The organism is uncultured Methanobrevibacter sp., from assembly GCF_902770715.1.
Lineage (GTDB): Archaea > Methanobacteriota > Methanobacteria > Methanobacteriales > Methanobacteriaceae > Methanocatella.
In genome coordinates this window covers 25,890-41,709 of sequence record NZ_CACXTS010000016.1, presented here as the reverse complement: position 1 = coordinate 41,709, position 15,820 = coordinate 25,890, and the positions used below count along the sequence as shown (strand labels likewise).

Annotated in this window: 19 protein-coding genes; 14 read left to right on the top strand and 5 right to left on the bottom strand. The window is 33.1% G+C overall.

Annotated features, from left to right (window positions below; translation table 11 throughout):
• Positions 1-97: DUF5612 domain-containing protein (locus QZU81_RS06155; RefSeq protein ID WP_295590381.1), on the top strand; the 97-nt coding region annotated here is incomplete at its 5' end.
• Positions 98-145: 48 nt separating this feature from the next.
• Here the strand turns inward: QZU81_RS06155 and cas4 are convergent.
• From cas4 to QZU81_RS06140, 3 genes are all read right to left on the bottom strand, one after another.
• On the bottom strand, positions 146-940 hold the full coding sequence (cas4, locus tag QZU81_RS06150; protein WP_295590378.1) for a CRISPR-associated protein Cas4: 795 nt from the start codon (positions 938-940) through the stop codon (positions 146-148).
• Positions 941-1,078: 138 nt separating this feature from the next.
• Entirely contained in the window at positions 1,079-2,554 is a 1,476-nt protein-coding gene (locus QZU81_RS06145; protein WP_295590375.1) for a sodium-dependent transporter, read from the bottom strand.
• Positions 2,555-2,801: 247 nt separating this feature from the next.
• Positions 2,802-3,875, bottom strand: a complete 1,074-nt coding sequence (locus QZU81_RS06140; protein WP_295590373.1) for a DNA polymerase subunit beta — start codon at positions 3,873-3,875, stop codon at positions 2,802-2,804.
• Between the two features lie 96 nt (positions 3,876-3,971).
• On the opposite strand from QZU81_RS06140, the gene QZU81_RS06135 reads away from it, so the two are divergent.
• From QZU81_RS06135 to QZU81_RS06090, 10 genes are all read left to right on the top strand, one after another.
• Positions 3,972-4,565, top strand: a complete 594-nt coding sequence (locus tag QZU81_RS06135) for a DUF366 family protein (RefSeq protein ID WP_292826927.1) — start codon at positions 3,972-3,974, stop codon at positions 4,563-4,565.
• Complete coding sequence (locus QZU81_RS06130) at positions 4,562-5,080, top strand: 6-pyruvoyl tetrahydropterin synthase family protein (protein ID WP_292826930.1); 519 nt, start codon at positions 4,562-4,564, stop codon at positions 5,078-5,080. The genes QZU81_RS06135 and QZU81_RS06130 overlap by 4 nt, the downstream gene beginning before the upstream one ends.
• Positions 5,077-5,775 carry a 7-carboxy-7-deazaguanine synthase QueE gene (locus QZU81_RS06125; RefSeq protein WP_295590368.1) on the top strand — a complete coding sequence of 233 codons (699 nt, stop codon included), beginning with the start codon at positions 5,077-5,079 and terminating at the stop codon, positions 5,773-5,775. Before QZU81_RS06130 ends, QZU81_RS06125 begins: the two co-directional genes overlap by 4 nt.
• Positions 5,776-5,840: 65 nt before the next feature.
• Positions 5,841-6,776, top strand: coding sequence for a CBS domain-containing protein (locus QZU81_RS06120; RefSeq protein WP_295590365.1), 936 nt, complete (start codon positions 5,841-5,843; stop codon positions 6,774-6,776).
• 22 nt (positions 6,777-6,798) lie between these two features.
• Positions 6,799-7,599, top strand: a complete 801-nt coding sequence (locus tag QZU81_RS06115; protein ID WP_295590362.1) for a CBS domain-containing protein — start codon at positions 6,799-6,801, stop codon at positions 7,597-7,599.
• A 36-nt stretch (positions 7,600-7,635) separates the two neighbouring features.
• Positions 7,636-8,442 carry a prephenate dehydratase gene (gene pheA, locus QZU81_RS06110; protein ID WP_292827050.1) on the top strand — a complete coding sequence of 269 codons (807 nt, stop codon included), beginning with the start codon at positions 7,636-7,638 and terminating at the stop codon, positions 8,440-8,442.
• 57 nt (positions 8,443-8,499) lie between these two features.
• Positions 8,500-9,216 (top strand): endoglucanase, encoded by a 717-nt coding sequence (locus QZU81_RS06105; protein WP_292826942.1) that lies wholly within the window; start codon positions 8,500-8,502, stop codon positions 9,214-9,216.
• Positions 9,217-9,241: 25 nt separating this feature from the next.
• A complete protein-coding gene (locus tag QZU81_RS06100; RefSeq protein ID WP_295590359.1) occupies positions 9,242-9,793 on the top strand; it encodes a PsbP-related protein in 552 nt (183 codons plus the stop codon).
• 22 nt (positions 9,794-9,815) lie between these two features.
• Entirely contained in the window at positions 9,816-10,328 is a 513-nt protein-coding gene (locus QZU81_RS06095; RefSeq protein WP_295590356.1) for a flavoprotein, read from the top strand.
• A gap of 25 nt (positions 10,329-10,353) precedes the next feature.
• Complete coding sequence (locus QZU81_RS06090) at positions 10,354-10,974, top strand: phosphopantothenoylcysteine decarboxylase (RefSeq protein WP_342764264.1); 621 nt, start codon at positions 10,354-10,356, stop codon at positions 10,972-10,974.
• 653 nt (positions 10,975-11,627) lie between these two features.
• Here QZU81_RS06090 and QZU81_RS06085 read toward each other — a convergent pair.
• Both QZU81_RS06085 and QZU81_RS06080 read right to left on the bottom strand, forming a co-directional pair.
• On the bottom strand, positions 11,628-12,269 hold the full coding sequence (locus tag QZU81_RS06085; protein ID WP_295590353.1) for a fibrillarin-like rRNA/tRNA 2'-O-methyltransferase: 642 nt from the start codon (positions 12,267-12,269) through the stop codon (positions 11,628-11,630).
• Positions 12,270-12,272: 3 nt separating this feature from the next.
• Positions 12,273-13,421 (bottom strand): NOP5/NOP56 family protein, encoded by a 1,149-nt coding sequence (locus QZU81_RS06080; RefSeq protein WP_295590350.1) that lies wholly within the window; start codon positions 13,419-13,421, stop codon positions 12,273-12,275.
• A gap of 115 nt (positions 13,422-13,536) precedes the next feature.
• Between QZU81_RS06080 and QZU81_RS06075 the strand changes: the two genes are divergently transcribed.
• Genes QZU81_RS06075 through QZU81_RS06065 form a run of 3 tightly spaced genes read left to right on the top strand, consistent with a single transcriptional unit; the run spans position 13,537 to position 15,815 of the window.
• Positions 13,537-14,076 carry a glycosyl transferase gene (locus tag QZU81_RS06075; protein WP_295590347.1) on the top strand — a complete coding sequence of 180 codons (540 nt, stop codon included), beginning with the start codon at positions 13,537-13,539 and terminating at the stop codon, positions 14,074-14,076.
• A 24-nt stretch (positions 14,077-14,100) separates the two neighbouring features.
• Complete coding sequence (locus QZU81_RS06070; protein ID WP_292826960.1) at positions 14,101-15,012, top strand: dihydroorotate dehydrogenase; 912 nt, start codon at positions 14,101-14,103, stop codon at positions 15,010-15,012.
• Between the two features lie 2 nt (positions 15,013-15,014).
• Positions 15,015-15,815, top strand: coding sequence for a dihydroorotate dehydrogenase electron transfer subunit (locus tag QZU81_RS06065; protein ID WP_295590344.1), 801 nt, complete (start codon positions 15,015-15,017; stop codon positions 15,813-15,815).
• Positions 15,816-15,820 lie beyond the last annotated feature (5 nt).

Here is a 15,820-nt window from a genome sequence, read left to right as displayed (position 1 = left end):
AACTGATCCAACTCAGGCAGGTGTTTTAGCAGTCATGGCTATTGCCGATACTGCAGTTTTTGATATTGCGCGCTTAGGAGACAATATTAAATTTTAATTCATGTTTATGGACATATAGGGGAGTTTTTTTTAACTCCCTTTTATTTTAATTTTTTAAACAAATATCATTATATTCACAACTACCACATTTTTTAGGATTTTTGCGAACATTTGGAAGCTTTTTATTATCTATTATTTCTTTTACTTCACGAATCACTTCAAACAATGCTTTTCTAAGATTGACATCCATCACTACAGGTCTTCTATCACCTATTTTTTCATAATCAACAAAGCCAACAAAGACTTCCGTATCAAATTCCTCTTCAAGAAGAATGGCGTGTGCCACCAGTTCAATTGCGTCTTGATCCCAAACGCCTTTAAGCGGAGGATTTGAATTTTTGATGGATATTGGGTAATATCTGCCGTCTATTATCTCTATTTTGTCACACATTCCTATTAATTCAAGGCTTGAATCTTTCAGCAAGTAGGAATACATGCAGTTTGGGAAGAACATATCCGTTATCGCAAATCCATTCTTATCCATTATTGTCATTGCTTGTTTGGTTCTTAATGCAGTGATTTTAATGTTAAAGTGGGCATTATCTATTATTTCAGTAATCTGCTCTTTTTCAATGTCCAAATCCATTGATTTGATTGAATCTGTTGTGCTTTCTATATATGCATCAATATTTTCAGATAATGCTTCTTCAATTTCATTTAGGTTCATTTCCTTTTTGATTTTGCGCATATTCTTTTGAATCAAATCCTGAATATCGATTTTAAGCTTTTTGATTTCAACCGCTAATTGATAATCTGTATTTTCACTTAAATCAAGATGATTTTGGATGTAAAGCTTCATTGGACAATACATGTGTGTTTTTATTGAAGAAATATTTAACATAGAATAACCTCTTAAATTGTGTAATATTACTTAGTTTCTAATAATATAAATAATAAGAAGTTATAAAGGATGTAAATTCGTTTAAATAAAATAAAAAAAGTAAATAGCTAATAATTTAGCTATTTAAAGTAAATTTCTCTAATCGTAGTAATGTGGGTTTCTCGCAGGCAATTTTGCAAAGATTATTGGAACTACAATTAACACGATTGTTAAAATCAGCATGATTGTAGAGCTCAAAGTATCGATTGTTGAAATTGTGGACATCACTCCTTGAATCCAAAGGCCAGCGATACAAATAGGCAATATGTATTTGATAACAGTTTTCCAGGTTTTGCCAACTTTGATTGAAGAATTGTTGTTCAATATTTCAATCAGGTCATCAAATTTGTAAATCCAACCGAATATTATACATTCAAGAAGTATTGCGAATAACAATGCGAAATTATTTAGATATGCATCAAATACTCCTAAAATTGTACTTCCTACACCTGTGGTGAATATGATTGAAATTAAGAATCCAACAATACATACTGCTGTAGCGGTCTTTTTACGTTCAATAAGGAATTTTTCAGAAATTGAATAACAGACTCCTTCGAGAAGTGCAATAAGGGATGTAATTCCGGCAAATAGGATACATATGAAGAATAAAGGTCCAATAATGTATGCAACGTCTCCCATTGTATTGAATACTTGTGGGAAAACAACAAATGCAAGACCAGTTCCTTCGGTAACAAGTTCATTGAATGGCATTCCTGTAGTCAATGCCATAAATCCTAAAATGGAGAATGTTCCGATTGAGTTGAACACTTCAAATCCTGAATTTGAAAATGCAACGATTATTGCATTGTCAACTAATTTTGAACCTTCAGGCAAATAGCTTGCATAGGTCATAGCAATTGCCATACCTAAACTTAATGAGAAAATGATCTGTCCGAATGCAGCAAGCCATACGTCCAAATTGGTTAATGCAGACCAATCAGGAGTAAAAATTTGTGTATATCCGATTGATGCGCCGGGGAGTGTTAAAGAGAATGCAACAATACCGACAACAATCAAACAGAGAACTGGCAATAAGACTTTGCTCACATTACCGATTCCGTCATTTAAGTCTCTTTTAATAATAAACCATGCCATAAACCAAATTGCAAATACTGATGCAAATACCATTGGGACTATTTTAAATATTCCAGATATTGAATCTGTTGCTTGCAGAACATTATTTGCAAAGAATAAATCAGGATTTGCACCCCAAGCTTTTGTTAAACTTAGGACGATATAAATCAAATCCCATCCTACAACACAAACATAATATGTCGCAATCAAAAATACAATCAATAGAATAAACCATGCAACAGGCTCTAACTTTTTGCTCACCGCAAATAATATTCTTGCGAGTGACCTTTTGAATTTGAATCCTACTGCATATTCCACTAAAACAAAGGATATTCCTAAAAGGAATAATGAAACGATATATGGAATCATGAATGACCCGCCACCGTGTGAGTATAAAACATTTGGGAAACGCCAAATATTTCCAAGACCAACAGCGGAACCGATCATTGCCATCATAAATGCAAAATTACTATTCCATTCTAATTTTTTATTTTCTGCCATTTTATCACATTAAATTTAATAGTATTATTTTTTGTTTTTGAAGTTTATATATTATTTGATTATTTTTCCTTAACTCGTGTTATTTTTTATTGAAAAGACTTGAATAAATTGCATATTCTTTATCTTTTTAAATGAATGATATTTATTCTTTAAAAATAGTGAAAAGTTAATAATAATCAATTAATTATTTTTGGTTTTGTTTAAAAAAAGGGATTGAGAGTAAAAACTCTCGGAATATTTTATGCTTTTAGGCAGGACTTTCCTTAAGCTTCAAGTACTCGTCAATTGCTTCACGGGTGGTTCCAACGACAATTCTATAGTGGTCATCTTTACCATTAATGATGACTTTTTCCACTTTTCCCTTAGCAATCACGTGCTCGCCGTCAACAACTTCCCCTGCATAGGTATGGGTAAATGAAACGACTTCCTTTAAAGGAAATTCAACGCCTTCAAGAACTTCTACATTTTCAATTGTGTAAAGGGATGGGTTGTCGAATGCTCCAAGTGCGCTTACGATATCGCACTCGATTTTGACAATTCCTTGAGGTTCATAGACTGTGTCTCCCCAGGTTCCTTCGATTTCATCATAGTCTTTGGTGGCTAAAATATCAAATAGGGTTCCGTTGATTGTTCCTCTATTTGCTTTTCTGTTTTCATACCATCTGAATTCCTCTTTTGTAAGGCTTTCGTCAAACATTCTTTTGTCATATACGAAATCCCAGTAGTCGTTGGTAATTCCTTCAACGGTAATGTGTTTGTCGACTTCTTCGATGTAGACTTCTTTTCCTCTGTGTTCCTTAAAGGCCGCAATTGCCCTTCTGTGGTTGTCCAGGCCGTACACGACAAAGTCCAAATCACTCACATCACTTTTCTGAAGGCCAGGCAAAATTGATCCTGAAATGCCGAGGTGGTCATATGGGATGTCTGCCATGAAATGGAAAAAGTCAGCAACATCCATTAACTTTGCAATCAGTTCAGGATTTTTAACTTCTCCTCCACTTTCAAATGTCTCTTTAAGCCCTAAAAGTCTCATTTCAGGTTTGATTACTCTCACAACTTTGTCTAATGGCACACCCATCATTTCAACGTTTGTAACTGTACTGAAATATAAATATTCTGGGTGATTTTCTCTTAAGTAAGTGTATGCCTCTTCAGAACCTACCTTTCTGTATCTTTTCCCGTCCTTTTCACGGTCTCCTTCCGGGTCAGGCACATATCTTAAAAATGAAATCACTCTGTCTTCAGGGTGAATGTAATTGGTTGATGCAAAGTATAAATCGTCACTTGTGTAAATAAAATCTCTTGTTCTCACTTGTTCCATAGTATTATCTCCTTAAACATTAATTTTATTTTACATCTTAAATTAATTTTTGATTTAATCTTAATATTTAAATAAAATAGTATCTAATAATAACTTATGAATATTACTCATAAACATGTTGATGAAATATTTGAATATGATGGAAGTCAAATTAATCCGTCATGGGCTTTCCAGGAGTTTGGAATATATGGCTCTTCAATTGTGACTTGGATTGGCCCGGTTAACATTACTCCGGATAATTTAAAGGATTTTGCCGATGTTGGTTTGGAAATCAAATCAAACCATATGGTCAATTTCATTTGCGAGTTTTTTGACCAGCAACCCCCAAATATGAGGATTGCTTATTTAAGACAAAGACTTTTGGTAATGATTTTCAGAGAGATTCTAACAGAATATGGAGTTCAGACCAAAAGGGAAGGTGACGATATCTTTGTCGATAATGGAAAATTATCCATTTCAATAGCTAGCGTTTCCCTGAGTTCAGCAAAAATACATTTCGCACTTAACTTGGAAGACAAGGGAACTCCCGATGATGTGGAAACAATCGGACTATTCGATATCAGAGTGAATGATAAACAGATATTTAATAATGATAATTTATTGGAATTAATTAATAAGACTGTTTCCAGATATATTGATGAATTGGAAACTATAGAGAATGATATAAGTAAAACAAAGGTGTTAGGATGAAAATATTAATTAACGGTATTCAATCTAATTTAAGATTTTCCTCAGCCCACATCATTCCAGGCCATGAGTCCTGCGGTTACATACATGGTCACTCCTACTTTGTAGATGTGGAAATTGAAGGTGAAAGGGCTGGAAAATTTGAATTCGTAGTTGATTTCAAAGATGTTAAAGGATATACCAAAGCGATTTGTGATGAACTTGATCACAGATTGTTGGTACCGGTTTATAATGATTTAATTGAATTTAAGGATTTCGACAAGAAATCAGATTCAATTTTTGACTTAAAAAAGAAACATGCCGTTCATTTCAAAGTTGATGGCAAAGGATATTCAATCCCTGCTGTTGACTGCGTATTTTTACCTCTTCCTTATACTTCAGCAGAGGAGTTATCCAAGTTTTTCGCAGAAGCCTTAGCCAAAAGGCTGGCCAAAACTTATGATAACATTGAATATGTTGCTGTATGTGTCAATGAAGGAATTGGTCAAGGAGCATTGTATAGGGCCGATATAAAATGAAAGCTCCAATAATTGAAATTTTCTCATCTTTTCAAGGTGAGGGTCTTTTAATAGGACAAAGACAAATTTTTGTTAGATTTGCAGGTTGCAATTTAAACTGCAACTATTGTGACACCAATGATAGTAAATCCGAAAAATCAGGAAAGTTGATGACTCCCGAAATGGTAACTGAAGAGATTAATAAAATTTTAACTCCTGACTGTAAGGCTATTTCATTTACTGGAGGTGAACCTAGTTTATACCCTGACTTCATCAATGAGGTCAGCAAAAACTTTAATTTAAGTATCATGCTTGAAACCAATGGGACTTCACCCGACAATATTGATTTGTTAAATAAATTAGACATTGTTTCTTTGGATATTAAATTGCCTGAACACTTTGACGGCGATTTTGACGAAGAAATTTTTTTAAATGAGATTAAATCACTAAACTTATTAAGGGAGAAGTCCATAAATGTATATTGTAAAGTAGTTATATTGCCATCAACAAAAATAAAGTCATTTAAAGAGGTAGTTGAAAAATTATCAGAGAATATTTCAAGCAAAAGCAACCTTAAAATAATTATCCAACCTTCTAGTCCTTTAGGAGAATGGAAAAACATTAATTATAGATTATTCGAGTTTTCCGAAGTTGTTGGGCAATATTTTGAAGTTTCCACCATTCCTCAAATCCATAAGATTTTGGATATTGAGTGAATATTTTTGTTTTTGATATTTTGATTTTATTTTTACGATGCGTAATTGTGAATTGAGGTGTGAAAATGAAAGATAAAACATCCATTAATAGAAAATCAAATACAGGCGCAGTTGAACACGAAACCAAAGTTCATGATAGAGAAGGTGACATAATGGCTATTGCAACCAAAGATGTTGTGTCAATCCCTCCAACTAAATCTATCAAAGATACTGCAAAAGTAATGATGGAGCACGAATTTAGAAGATTACCAATCACAGATCCTGGTTCCGGCAAGTTATTGGGTATTGTAACAGTAATGGATATATTAGATTTCTTTGGTGGAGGAAAAAAATTCAACATTATTGAGAAAAAATACGAAGATAACTTCTTAGCAGCAATCAATGAACCAGTCAGAGAAATCATGACTCGTGATTTAATCACTCTTTCTACAAAAGCTTCTATTGGTGAAACTATTGAAACTATGATGTCTCACCAATTAGGTGCTATTCCTCTTGTCGATGCAGATTATAATCTTGCAGCTATTGTAACTGAAAGAGATATTGCATTATCATTAGCAGGTATGGCTGGCAAAGAAACCGTACAAGATTATATGAGTGCTAAAGTATTCACTACTACTCCTGGAACTCCTCTTGAAGGAGCATGCAAAATCATGGTTAGAAATGGTTTAAGAAGAATTCCAGTTATTGGTGGTGAAGCAGATATCTCAAAAGCTGCTAAAAAATTGTTAGGTATCTTAACTTCTACTGATGTTATTAGATTCTTAAATGCTAAAGAACTATTCGATCATTTAAACTCTAATTTAGCAACTGATGTATTAAAAACCAACATTTCTGAAATTATGGTTAAAGAACCAATTACAATTCCTCCAACCACTACTATTGGAGAATTATGTGAAATATTCGCAGAAAAGAATATTGGTGGTGTACCAGTTTTAAAAGATGATCGTGTTGTAGGTATCATCACTGAAAGAGATGTATTAAGAGCAGTTAAAAGAATATAAAAACACAATAGGAGATGATAATATGCAAATTAAGAATTTGATGTCAGAGGATTTAATTACTGTAGACAAAGACCAAAATCTTTCAGATGCATTAAAATTATTCCGTAAACATAATGTATCCCGTTTGCCAGTAGTTAATCATAAAGAACTAGTTGGAATCATATCCGAAAGGGATATTGCCACTAAACTTGGTTCTTCAAAATCCGAAAGTATGCCTGCATCAAGATTCCATATTTCATCTGTAATGGTTAAAGATGTAATTACAGTTCCTGAAACAATGCAATTAGGTGAAGTGGCAAAAATAATGTTAGATAACGGTATTGGATCCGTTCCAGTCATGAAAGATGATGAAATGGTTGGAATTGTTTCCAAGGCTGATTTTGTAACTCTTGCCGTTGGAATTGCATTTGATAAGATAACTGTAAAAGAAATCATGACAAAGGATGTAGTAGCAGTTGCTCCAACAGATAGGCTCGTTCATGCAAGAAGACAAATGATGGATGCTAATGTTGGAAGATTGCCTGTTATTGATGATGATGAACTGGTGGGAATGATCACTTCTAAAGATCTGATGAGAGCATTCATTGACTTTAGAAAGAACGTTCCTGAAAAATATCAAAAAACTCAAATCAAAGAGGTTTTTGTTGAAGACATAATGTCTTCAAATCCATCTTATGTTTCAAAAGAAATGTCAATTTCTGAGGTTTCTAAAATAATGATGGAAACAGGATACAATGGTTTGCCTGTCGTTGAAGAAGGCAAAGTCGTTGGTATCATTACACAAACTGATATATTAAGACTAATTGAAAAATTAGAATCTTAATTTATCTTTTTTTTATTTTTTTAAGGAGTGATTCATATTACATTAATCTCTTTTTTAGGTCCTAAAGGGACTTTCACTCATGAAGCCGCAAATATAATCGGTGACGAATTAATTCCTTATTGTACAATTCCGGCTGTTTTGGAAAGTGTTGTTAATGGAGAATCAGCCTTTGGCATTGTTCCGATTGAAAACTCAATTGAAGGGCCGGTCGGGATTACTTTGGATTCACTTGCCCATAAATATGATTTGAAAATTTTCAACGAGATTATCATTCCAATTAATCAAAACCTGATTGTAAATCCTGGAACTTCCATGGAGGATATTGAGGATGTCTACTCTCATGCACAAGCAATATCCCAATGCCAGGAGTTCATAAGCGAACATAATATACAGCCTCACTATGCTGTAAGCACTGCAAGTGCAGCTAAAAGTATCATTGGCGATAAAGCCAAGGCAGCTATTGGTAATGTGAAAGCAGCTGAGTTATATGATTTAGAAATTCTTGAAGCCAATATCCAAGACACTGACAACAATGAGACCAGATTTGTCGTTGTTTCAAAAGAGTGCAATGAACCCACAGGAAACGACAAGACATCAATTATTTTTTCAATCTACGAGGATAAGCCTGGTGGTTTATACAAGATACTGGGAATTTTTCAAAAGAATAATATTAACTTGACTAAAATCGAGTCCAGACCTTCTAAAAAGGGTTTAGGCAAATATTTATTTTTCGTTGACTTTAATGGTCATCTGGACAGTGATCTTGTTAAGGATATTCTAAATGAAATAGATGAAAACACTTATTTCCTAAAAGTTTTAGGTTCCTATCCGGCATTCAGGTAAAAGTATAAATTACTGTTTTATAATAAATTATATTATAATAATTCAGGGAGGCAAGTAATGCCAAATGATAGAGAAAAACTTCTGAAAATCATGGATAGTTTAGAAGCTGATTATGAAGTAGGGAAAATTTCTCCAGAAAAATACAGCTATTTTCGTTCTAAATATGAAGATAAATTAAATGCTATCGATGCAAAAGAGGCTACTCAAAGAATAAGATCTATGCAAGGTAAATCAACTTCTGATACTACCAAAAAGAAAAAGGTCAGAAAATCTGCAAGAAATAAAAAGGAAAAAGAAGATTTAGTTCAAAAATACATCATCAATCCCAAAAAGGATGATGCCCGATATAATAAAAAAGAAAAGAAATCTATGGACAGCAGTACCTTTAAGTTATTATTGTTGTTGATATTAGTTTTAGGTTTCACTGTCGGTGTGGGTTATGGTGTTTTTAATTTAGATTTTGATTCTATATCTGACACTACTACTGTAGCTATGGTTCAAGATACTGCATTCCCTGATATTAATGAAAATGTGGTTACTAATACTTCCACATACACTAATTCATACAGTTCCTATGATTCATCAAATTATGATAATGATGTTGAAACTACTTCAGATTCATCCTACAGCTCATCCGATTACTCTTCAAGCAGTTCGTCTGATTACTCTTCAAGCAGTTCAAACTATGATTCTGGCGCTTATGATGATAGTGGAAGTGATAGTCAATCAAGTAACTCAGAATCAAACGAGGGAGGAAGTAGTAACGACTACTAGTCTCAAATATTCCTGAGGTGATATCATGAAAAACAGTATTTTAAAAAGAAGCATTATAGTTATTTCAATTTTATTATTGATTATTTGCGCATTTTCATGTGTTTATGCTGCTGATGAGAATCCTAGTGAAGTTACAATGGAAACTTTATCAAAAAACGGTATAGTTGTTCATTATCCTTCCAATTGGGGTTATTCTGAGTCAACTTCCAATTATTCATTCATGGCTTTGTCAAAATTGAGTTCCATCGATTCCTTTGGTGTTGGACAAGTCAATATTAATTTTGAGAAAAAGCCTATTGAAGGAGAATTTTATTCATTTGTCAATGATACATACAGGTCAATGCAGAAGGATTCCTCCTTTGAATTAATCTCATCCGGCGGATTGATGATTAGTAACATTGACGCTGTGGAGTACATCTATACATCTACTGAAAACGGTGTTGAAAGGGAACATAAAGCGGTTTGGTTTGAAAAAGGTGGCCAGGCTTATGTAATGATGTATAGTGCACCGACTGCAGACTTTGAAAACGATTTGTATATCTTTGATTATATGTTGTCAGATATTCAAGTCACATAATTTTAAGATAATGGTGTAATTTATGATTGTATTGTGTGTTACAGGCAGTATTGCAGCTACTGAATCTATTAAATTGGCTCGTGAACTTAAACGCAATGATATTGATGTCAAATGTTTCATGAGCGAAGCTGCATGTGAGATAATTCATCCGAATGCAATGGAATTTGCAACCGGAAATGAGGTTGTAACCAAATTGACCGGAAAGATTGAACATGTGAGATATTCTCAAGAGGATTTGATACTTGTCGCTCCGGCTACTGCAAATACCATTTCCAAATTTGCATATAAAATTGCCGATGACCCGATTTCAACCCTGCTGATAACAGCATATGGTCATGATACTCCAATCATATTTGTTCCGTCCATGCATGATTCAATGTATAAGGCAATCAAAGAAAACATTGAAAAAATCAAAAATGAAAATTCAGCTATTTTTATCAAACCTAGAATGGATGAAGGAAAAGCCAAATTCCCATCAAAAGAAGATATTGTTCTTGAATCATTAAGAACTATTAATTTAAATAAAAGGGATTGATCTTATTATAGGTAAAAAGATTTTAATTAGTCTCGGAGGGACATATGAACCTATAGATTCTGTAAGGGGAATAACTAATAAATCCTCCGGAAAAATGGGTTTGGCGCTTGCAAAGGAAGCATACATTAGGGGTGCCGATTTGACATTGGTTGTTGCCAATGTTAGCGTTGAGATTCCATCTGTTTTCAATGTTATTCGTGTAGAGACAAGCAGCGAAATGAATGAGGTTATTTTAAAATTAATTCCTGATTTTGATATTTTCATTTCTACTGCAGCGGTTTCCGACTTTGAATTTAAGAAGAAAGATGATAAAAAAATAGATTCAAGCAGTTCTTTATTTTTAAATCTCAAGCCGACAACAAAAATCATTCGTCAAGTTAAAAAGATTAATCCAAATATTTTCCTGGTAGGATTTAAGGCGGAATTCAATATTTCACGGGATGAAATAATCGGTTGTGCAAGAAAACAAATTGAACAGGCAGGCACAGATTTGGTCATAGCCAATGATATCTCTAAAAACGATTGTCATTTTGGATCTGATACCAATGAGGTGTTGATTGTCGATGATGAGGTTTTGTCTGTTCCGTTAGCATCTAAAAGAGAAATTGCAAAAATCATTTTTGATGTAATTGCTAAAAAGATTTAAGTTCATCTATATTTCATGATTATTTTTATATTTTTTATAACTTTCATTTCTTAATTGTTAATGTAGCTTATATTAAATTATAGGTTTTTGATTAAACAACCAATTTTATTAATTGATTCTGCAATATTTCGATAGGTATTTTCTTAGTGGGTCTCTCATATTTTTTGGAAAAACAGATTTTTTTCAAAATTATTTCTAGGGGGTTATTTTCTCCATTAGATTTTAACATCATTTTTATTTGCCAATACCAATATGGTAATTGACCCAAAATTAATTTCATTCTAATGTTTTTGATAATTTGAAATTTCAGTTTATGTAGTAAATTTGTAGTCAAAAATAAGCTCATTAGAGTAATACTTTTTTAAATAAAATAAGCAAAATCATCTTTGAAAAAAAGTCTTCTAAAAAATAGTATTTTAATAAAATAAGTTCATGCCTTTAGGCTTTAGTTAAATGGAGTGATTAATAGAGTGAATCAACCTAAAGGACGTTTCAATGAACTTTTATTTTATTTGCATTAGCATATGTAATATTTAATTTTCTAGTATAAAAAGGTATCTAAGTAATACTTTTTTAGCTATTTTGTAGTAATTTTTTACATTGCTCAGAGCTATTTTTTTGCCGATTTGCTAGTGAAAAATTGTTGTTTTTTTTTAAAAATTTTTTTCTACTAATAATGCAATATGGTCTTTTTCGTATGGTTCCAGTTTTACTTTTTCAATAATCTTAAAACCTTTTTCTTTCAATTTCTTCTCTTGTTCCTTGAAAATCTTTTTAGGTTTTTGTACAACATCTATACTTCTAGCTTTAATCATTAAAAGGCCAAGACCATCATCCTTTGAAAACATATTCATATTTTTCATAAACAATTCACTTTGTGTTGGCTGAGCAACATCACAGTATACTAAGTCCACCTTTTCGACTATATTAAGATATCCTTTAGGTTTGGTTGCATCACCTAAAATCGGAGCAATATTAAGCCTTTGACGTGAGAGTTGAACCAATTTTTTCGCTGTTGTTGGTGAAAATTCAACGGCATATATTCTTCCATTAATTACAATATCTGAAATATGGGATACGGTGGTTCCGGTTGATGCACCAAGATATAAGACTTTTGAAGTCTCCTCGATGTTCAGATTTTTTAATCCATTTAAGAGGGCTGCTGATAATTTTGAACGTCTAGGATTCCATATTCTATATTCTTCATCTTCTTGAATTAGCTCTTCACCGTAAACTGAGATTCCTGGATTTAAATTTTTGGTGGCGATATTTCCATCTTTAAAATAGACATTCATGCTTTATCTCCTCTTATTTCTTTTTTTGCCTTTTCGCTTACTTTTTTTGGATTTGGACTTTTCTTCTTTTCTCTTTTTAGTTGTCTTTGTTGGAAATGGATTGTTCTTTTCAATCTCTTCAACTTTTGATTTGAATTCATCTGATGCATTTTCATCAAAAGTCTTTGTAAAAACGTCTCTTCTAACGGCTAGGGATATCATTCCTGCAAGCATTCTTGCAACCTTTCCGCGATTCCACCATTTAGCGCCCCTTACTTGTGGATGTTGGTATATTAATCCATACTTTGGAGGGCGATCTCCGCTTTTTAAATGTCTGAATAATGCTTTTTCAGCCCCCATGATTTGAACGGTGCTTGAGGGATACATTGCTAACCGTTTAAGACCACCGGCATGTGAAATTAATTTGGCCCCTAATGTAGGGCCTACTAAAAGCTTTAAATTAGGAGCTATGGATTCCATTTTTGTATCAATATATTCTTCGATATTTTTTCTAGATTTTTGTAGCTCATAAATGGATTTTGCATAGCTGTTCATTATTTCTAAATCTTTAGGGTCTATGTCCTCATCAATGTCAATAATTTCGCGTGGGAATGCATCTGGTTTAGCTTCAACAATGTCTTTCTTTGTTTTGTTTTGTGAAATTAATTTTATGTAAGTTTCATTATTTTTGATAACATCCATTTCAGGGAAATATAGTGCATACCATTCTCTGATTCGTTCTATCAGTTTGGAAACACTTTCGTCAATTTCATCAATGGAGTTGATTGCCTGTATTAAATGTTTGTCTTCAGAGGCAGATGCCTTAATATCATGAATCGCCAAATTTCTATATATCTCAGTAATGTCCTTGGAATTCAGGTCAAATTTGTCATAATTTTCTCTTAGGTATTCTCCACCCTGATTCGGATTTTTGATAGTGACCTTTTCATTATTATAGTCTGATTGCCTTTTATTTGACTCTATAATAATTTCATCAAAATCTTTAGAAACTTCTTCAATGATGTCCAGTTCCTCTTTAACAATTTTCTTATCATTAATTTCAGCTAATCTTTGGATTATTTTTTCATTTGGAAATAATTTTTTAGCTATTACCTCATTTTCACTATTGAAGGCTAAAAATCCTTTAACACAGTAAGTTATATAACATTCCATAAGATTAAATATTTTTTTTATTTCTAATAAGCATTGTCATGATATGAAAAGATTTAATTTATTCAAAATTTAAATTAAATTTCATTGAGTTATTACTATTTTTGGATTTGTAGTTATGTCAGAACAGAGATTAAAAGATTTGGAATATGAACTTGAATTGAAAAATGCCGAAATTGATGAGCTTAATATGGATATTCAAGATAAGACTGATGAAATAAATAAGCTGAAACTTTATTCCACCAAATTGAAATATGCAAATAAGAATTTGGAAGATAAGATTGATACCAAGATTGATTACGATAAGGCAAGAATCAAGGAGCTTGATGATTTGTCTCAAAAAATTAAGGAAAAGGATTCAATAATTGAAGATAAGCAGGATCAAGTTAGATATTTAAGGTCTCTGATAGATGACTATAAGAGCCAGATGAATTCCAACACTGAAAACCTTGAGCTTCAGCTTAGAAAAATCTCTAAAACATATGAAGATTTGCTCAAACAGAAAGATGCAATAATTGAAAAACAGGACGAACAAATTTCCAATCTAATAAAATCCAAAGAAGAAATAATCAAATCCAACAAGACCAATATAATAAGTTTAAAATTACAAAATGAAAAATATCAAGAAATAATTGATAAATTTACAAAAACTAATTAAATAATTAATTACAAAGTTGATATTATGTTAAAAACAAATGTTTGTGGAGTCGAATTCAGAAATCCTCTGATGTTGGCTGCAGGAATTATGGGAAGCAATGCTTCGTCAATGAATTGGATTTTAAAATCAGGTGCCGGGGGGGTTGTTTCAAAATCTTTTTCTCTTAATCCTCATCCAGGTTATCCAAATCCAACAACCGTTGCAGTTGATGGAGGCATTTTAAATGCAATTGGCCTTTCAAATCCTGGTGTTGATAATTTCAAGGAAGAATTAAAGAAAATAGAAAGGGAAAATAATGTTGTGATTGCTTCTATTTACGGTGCAAATCCTGAAGAGTTCTCTACATTGGTTGGTGAAGTTCAGGATTATGTTGATATGATTGAGTTGAATATTTCCTGTCCTCATGCAATGGAAGGCTATGGAGCATCAATCGGTCAGGATTGTAATTTAAGTCATACTATCGTTTCTGCTGCAAAGGATGCGGCTGATGTTCCGATTATAGCAAAATTAACACCTAATGTAACTGACATTACTGAAATTGCCAAAACCTGTGAAGATGCAGGGGCAGATTGCCTGTCCTTGATTAACACATTAGGTCCTGGAATGAAAATCAACATCGATGTTGCCCGTCCAGTTTTATTCCATAAGTCTGGAGGAATGAGCGGTCGTGCAATCAAGCCGATAGCCATCAGCAATGTTTATTCCGTTTATGAAGCTGTTGATATTCCATTGATTGGTGTCGGTGGAATTTACACATTCGAGGATGTTGTGGAATTTATTTTTGCAGGCGCACGTGCAGTTCAAATTGGTACTGCAATTATGGATGAGGGTGTCACTGTATTTGATGACATTAACAAAGGATTAGAAAAATTCATGGCTGAAAAAGGATATTCCTCCATTGATGAAATGGTTGGATTAGCGCACAGGGAGTTGTAATTATGATTAATGAACCGAAAATAGTTGAAATTACTGAGATTATTGATGAAACTCCTACAATCAAGACTTTCAAATTTAATTGGGATATGGATAAATTAGGAACTCCAAATCCTGGTGAGTTTGTTATGATTTGGAACTTTAAAAATGAAAAGCCTATGTCCATAGCTCAAATCAATGATAATGAACTTGCAATTACCGTAAAAAATATCGGTGAGTTCACTTCACAATTGCATGATTTGAAAGTCGGCGATAAAATTGGCGTTAGAGGCAGCTACGGAAATGGCTTTAACAATTCCTTTGAAGGCAAAAATATCCTGGCGATTGGGGGAGGTGTCGGAATGGCTCCTATTAATGCGATTGCCAGTGACTTGATTAAAAAAGGAAACAATGTTGATGTTGTTTCAGCTGCAGTAACAAAAGACGAATTGTTGTATGCTGACTCTCTCGAAAAATTAGGCGCTACAATTTATCATTGTACAGATGATGGAAGTTTCGGATTCGAAGGATTTGCAACAGATTGCACTGCTGATCTGCTTGAAGGTTCACATTATGATTATGCATTTGTATGCGGTCCTGAGATAATGATGAAAGGATTATTCGATATTCTTGAAGAGGCAAATATTCCTGCCCAGTATTCCCTTGAAAGATATATGAAATGCGCTCTTGGAGTATGTGGCCAGTGTTGCGTTGACGGTGAAGGCTGGAGAATTTGCGTTGAGGGACCTGTTTTTGAAAATGATAAGATTTATCAGATTACAGAATTCGGCAAATACAGAAGAGATGCATCCGGTGTAAAATATTAGGTTAG

Coding starts and splice junctions, on each gene's coding strand:
- QZU81_RS06075 (WP_295590347.1), top strand. CDS start 13,537: ATGTCAGAACAGAGATTAAAAGATTTGGAATATGAACTTGAATTGAAA.
- QZU81_RS06065 (WP_295590344.1), top strand. CDS start 15,015: ATGATTAATGAACCGAAAATAGTTGAAATTACTGAGATTATTGATGAA.
- cas4 (WP_295590378.1), bottom strand. CDS start 940: ATGTTAAATATTTCTTCAATAAAAACACACATGTATTGTCCAATGAAG.
- QZU81_RS06145 (WP_295590375.1), bottom strand. CDS start 2,554: ATGGCAGAAAATAAAAAATTAGAATGGAATAGTAATTTTGCATTTATG.
- QZU81_RS06105 (WP_292826942.1), top strand. CDS start 8,500: ATGCCAAATGATAGAGAAAAACTTCTGAAAATCATGGATAGTTTAGAA.
- QZU81_RS06140 (WP_295590373.1), bottom strand. CDS start 3,875: ATGGAACAAGTGAGAACAAGAGATTTTATTTACACAAGTGACGATTTA.
- QZU81_RS06115 (WP_295590362.1), top strand. CDS start 6,799: ATGCAAATTAAGAATTTGATGTCAGAGGATTTAATTACTGTAGACAAA.
- QZU81_RS06120 (WP_295590365.1), top strand. CDS start 5,841: ATGAAAGATAAAACATCCATTAATAGAAAATCAAATACAGGCGCAGTT.
- QZU81_RS06070 (WP_292826960.1), top strand. CDS start 14,101: ATGTTAAAAACAAATGTTTGTGGAGTCGAATTCAGAAATCCTCTGATG.
- QZU81_RS06135 (WP_292826927.1), top strand. CDS start 3,972: ATGAATATTACTCATAAACATGTTGATGAAATATTTGAATATGATGGA.
- QZU81_RS06100 (WP_295590359.1), top strand. CDS start 9,242: ATGAAAAACAGTATTTTAAAAAGAAGCATTATAGTTATTTCAATTTTA.
- QZU81_RS06095 (WP_295590356.1), top strand. CDS start 9,816: ATGATTGTATTGTGTGTTACAGGCAGTATTGCAGCTACTGAATCTATT.
- QZU81_RS06080 (WP_295590350.1), bottom strand. CDS start 13,421: ATGGAATGTTATATAACTTACTGTGTTAAAGGATTTTTAGCCTTCAAT.
- QZU81_RS06085 (WP_295590353.1), bottom strand. CDS start 12,269: ATGAATGTCTATTTTAAAGATGGAAATATCGCCACCAAAAATTTAAAT.
- QZU81_RS06125 (WP_295590368.1), top strand. CDS start 5,077: ATGAAAGCTCCAATAATTGAAATTTTCTCATCTTTTCAAGGTGAGGGT.
- QZU81_RS06130 (WP_292826930.1), top strand. CDS start 4,562: ATGAAAATATTAATTAACGGTATTCAATCTAATTTAAGATTTTCCTCA.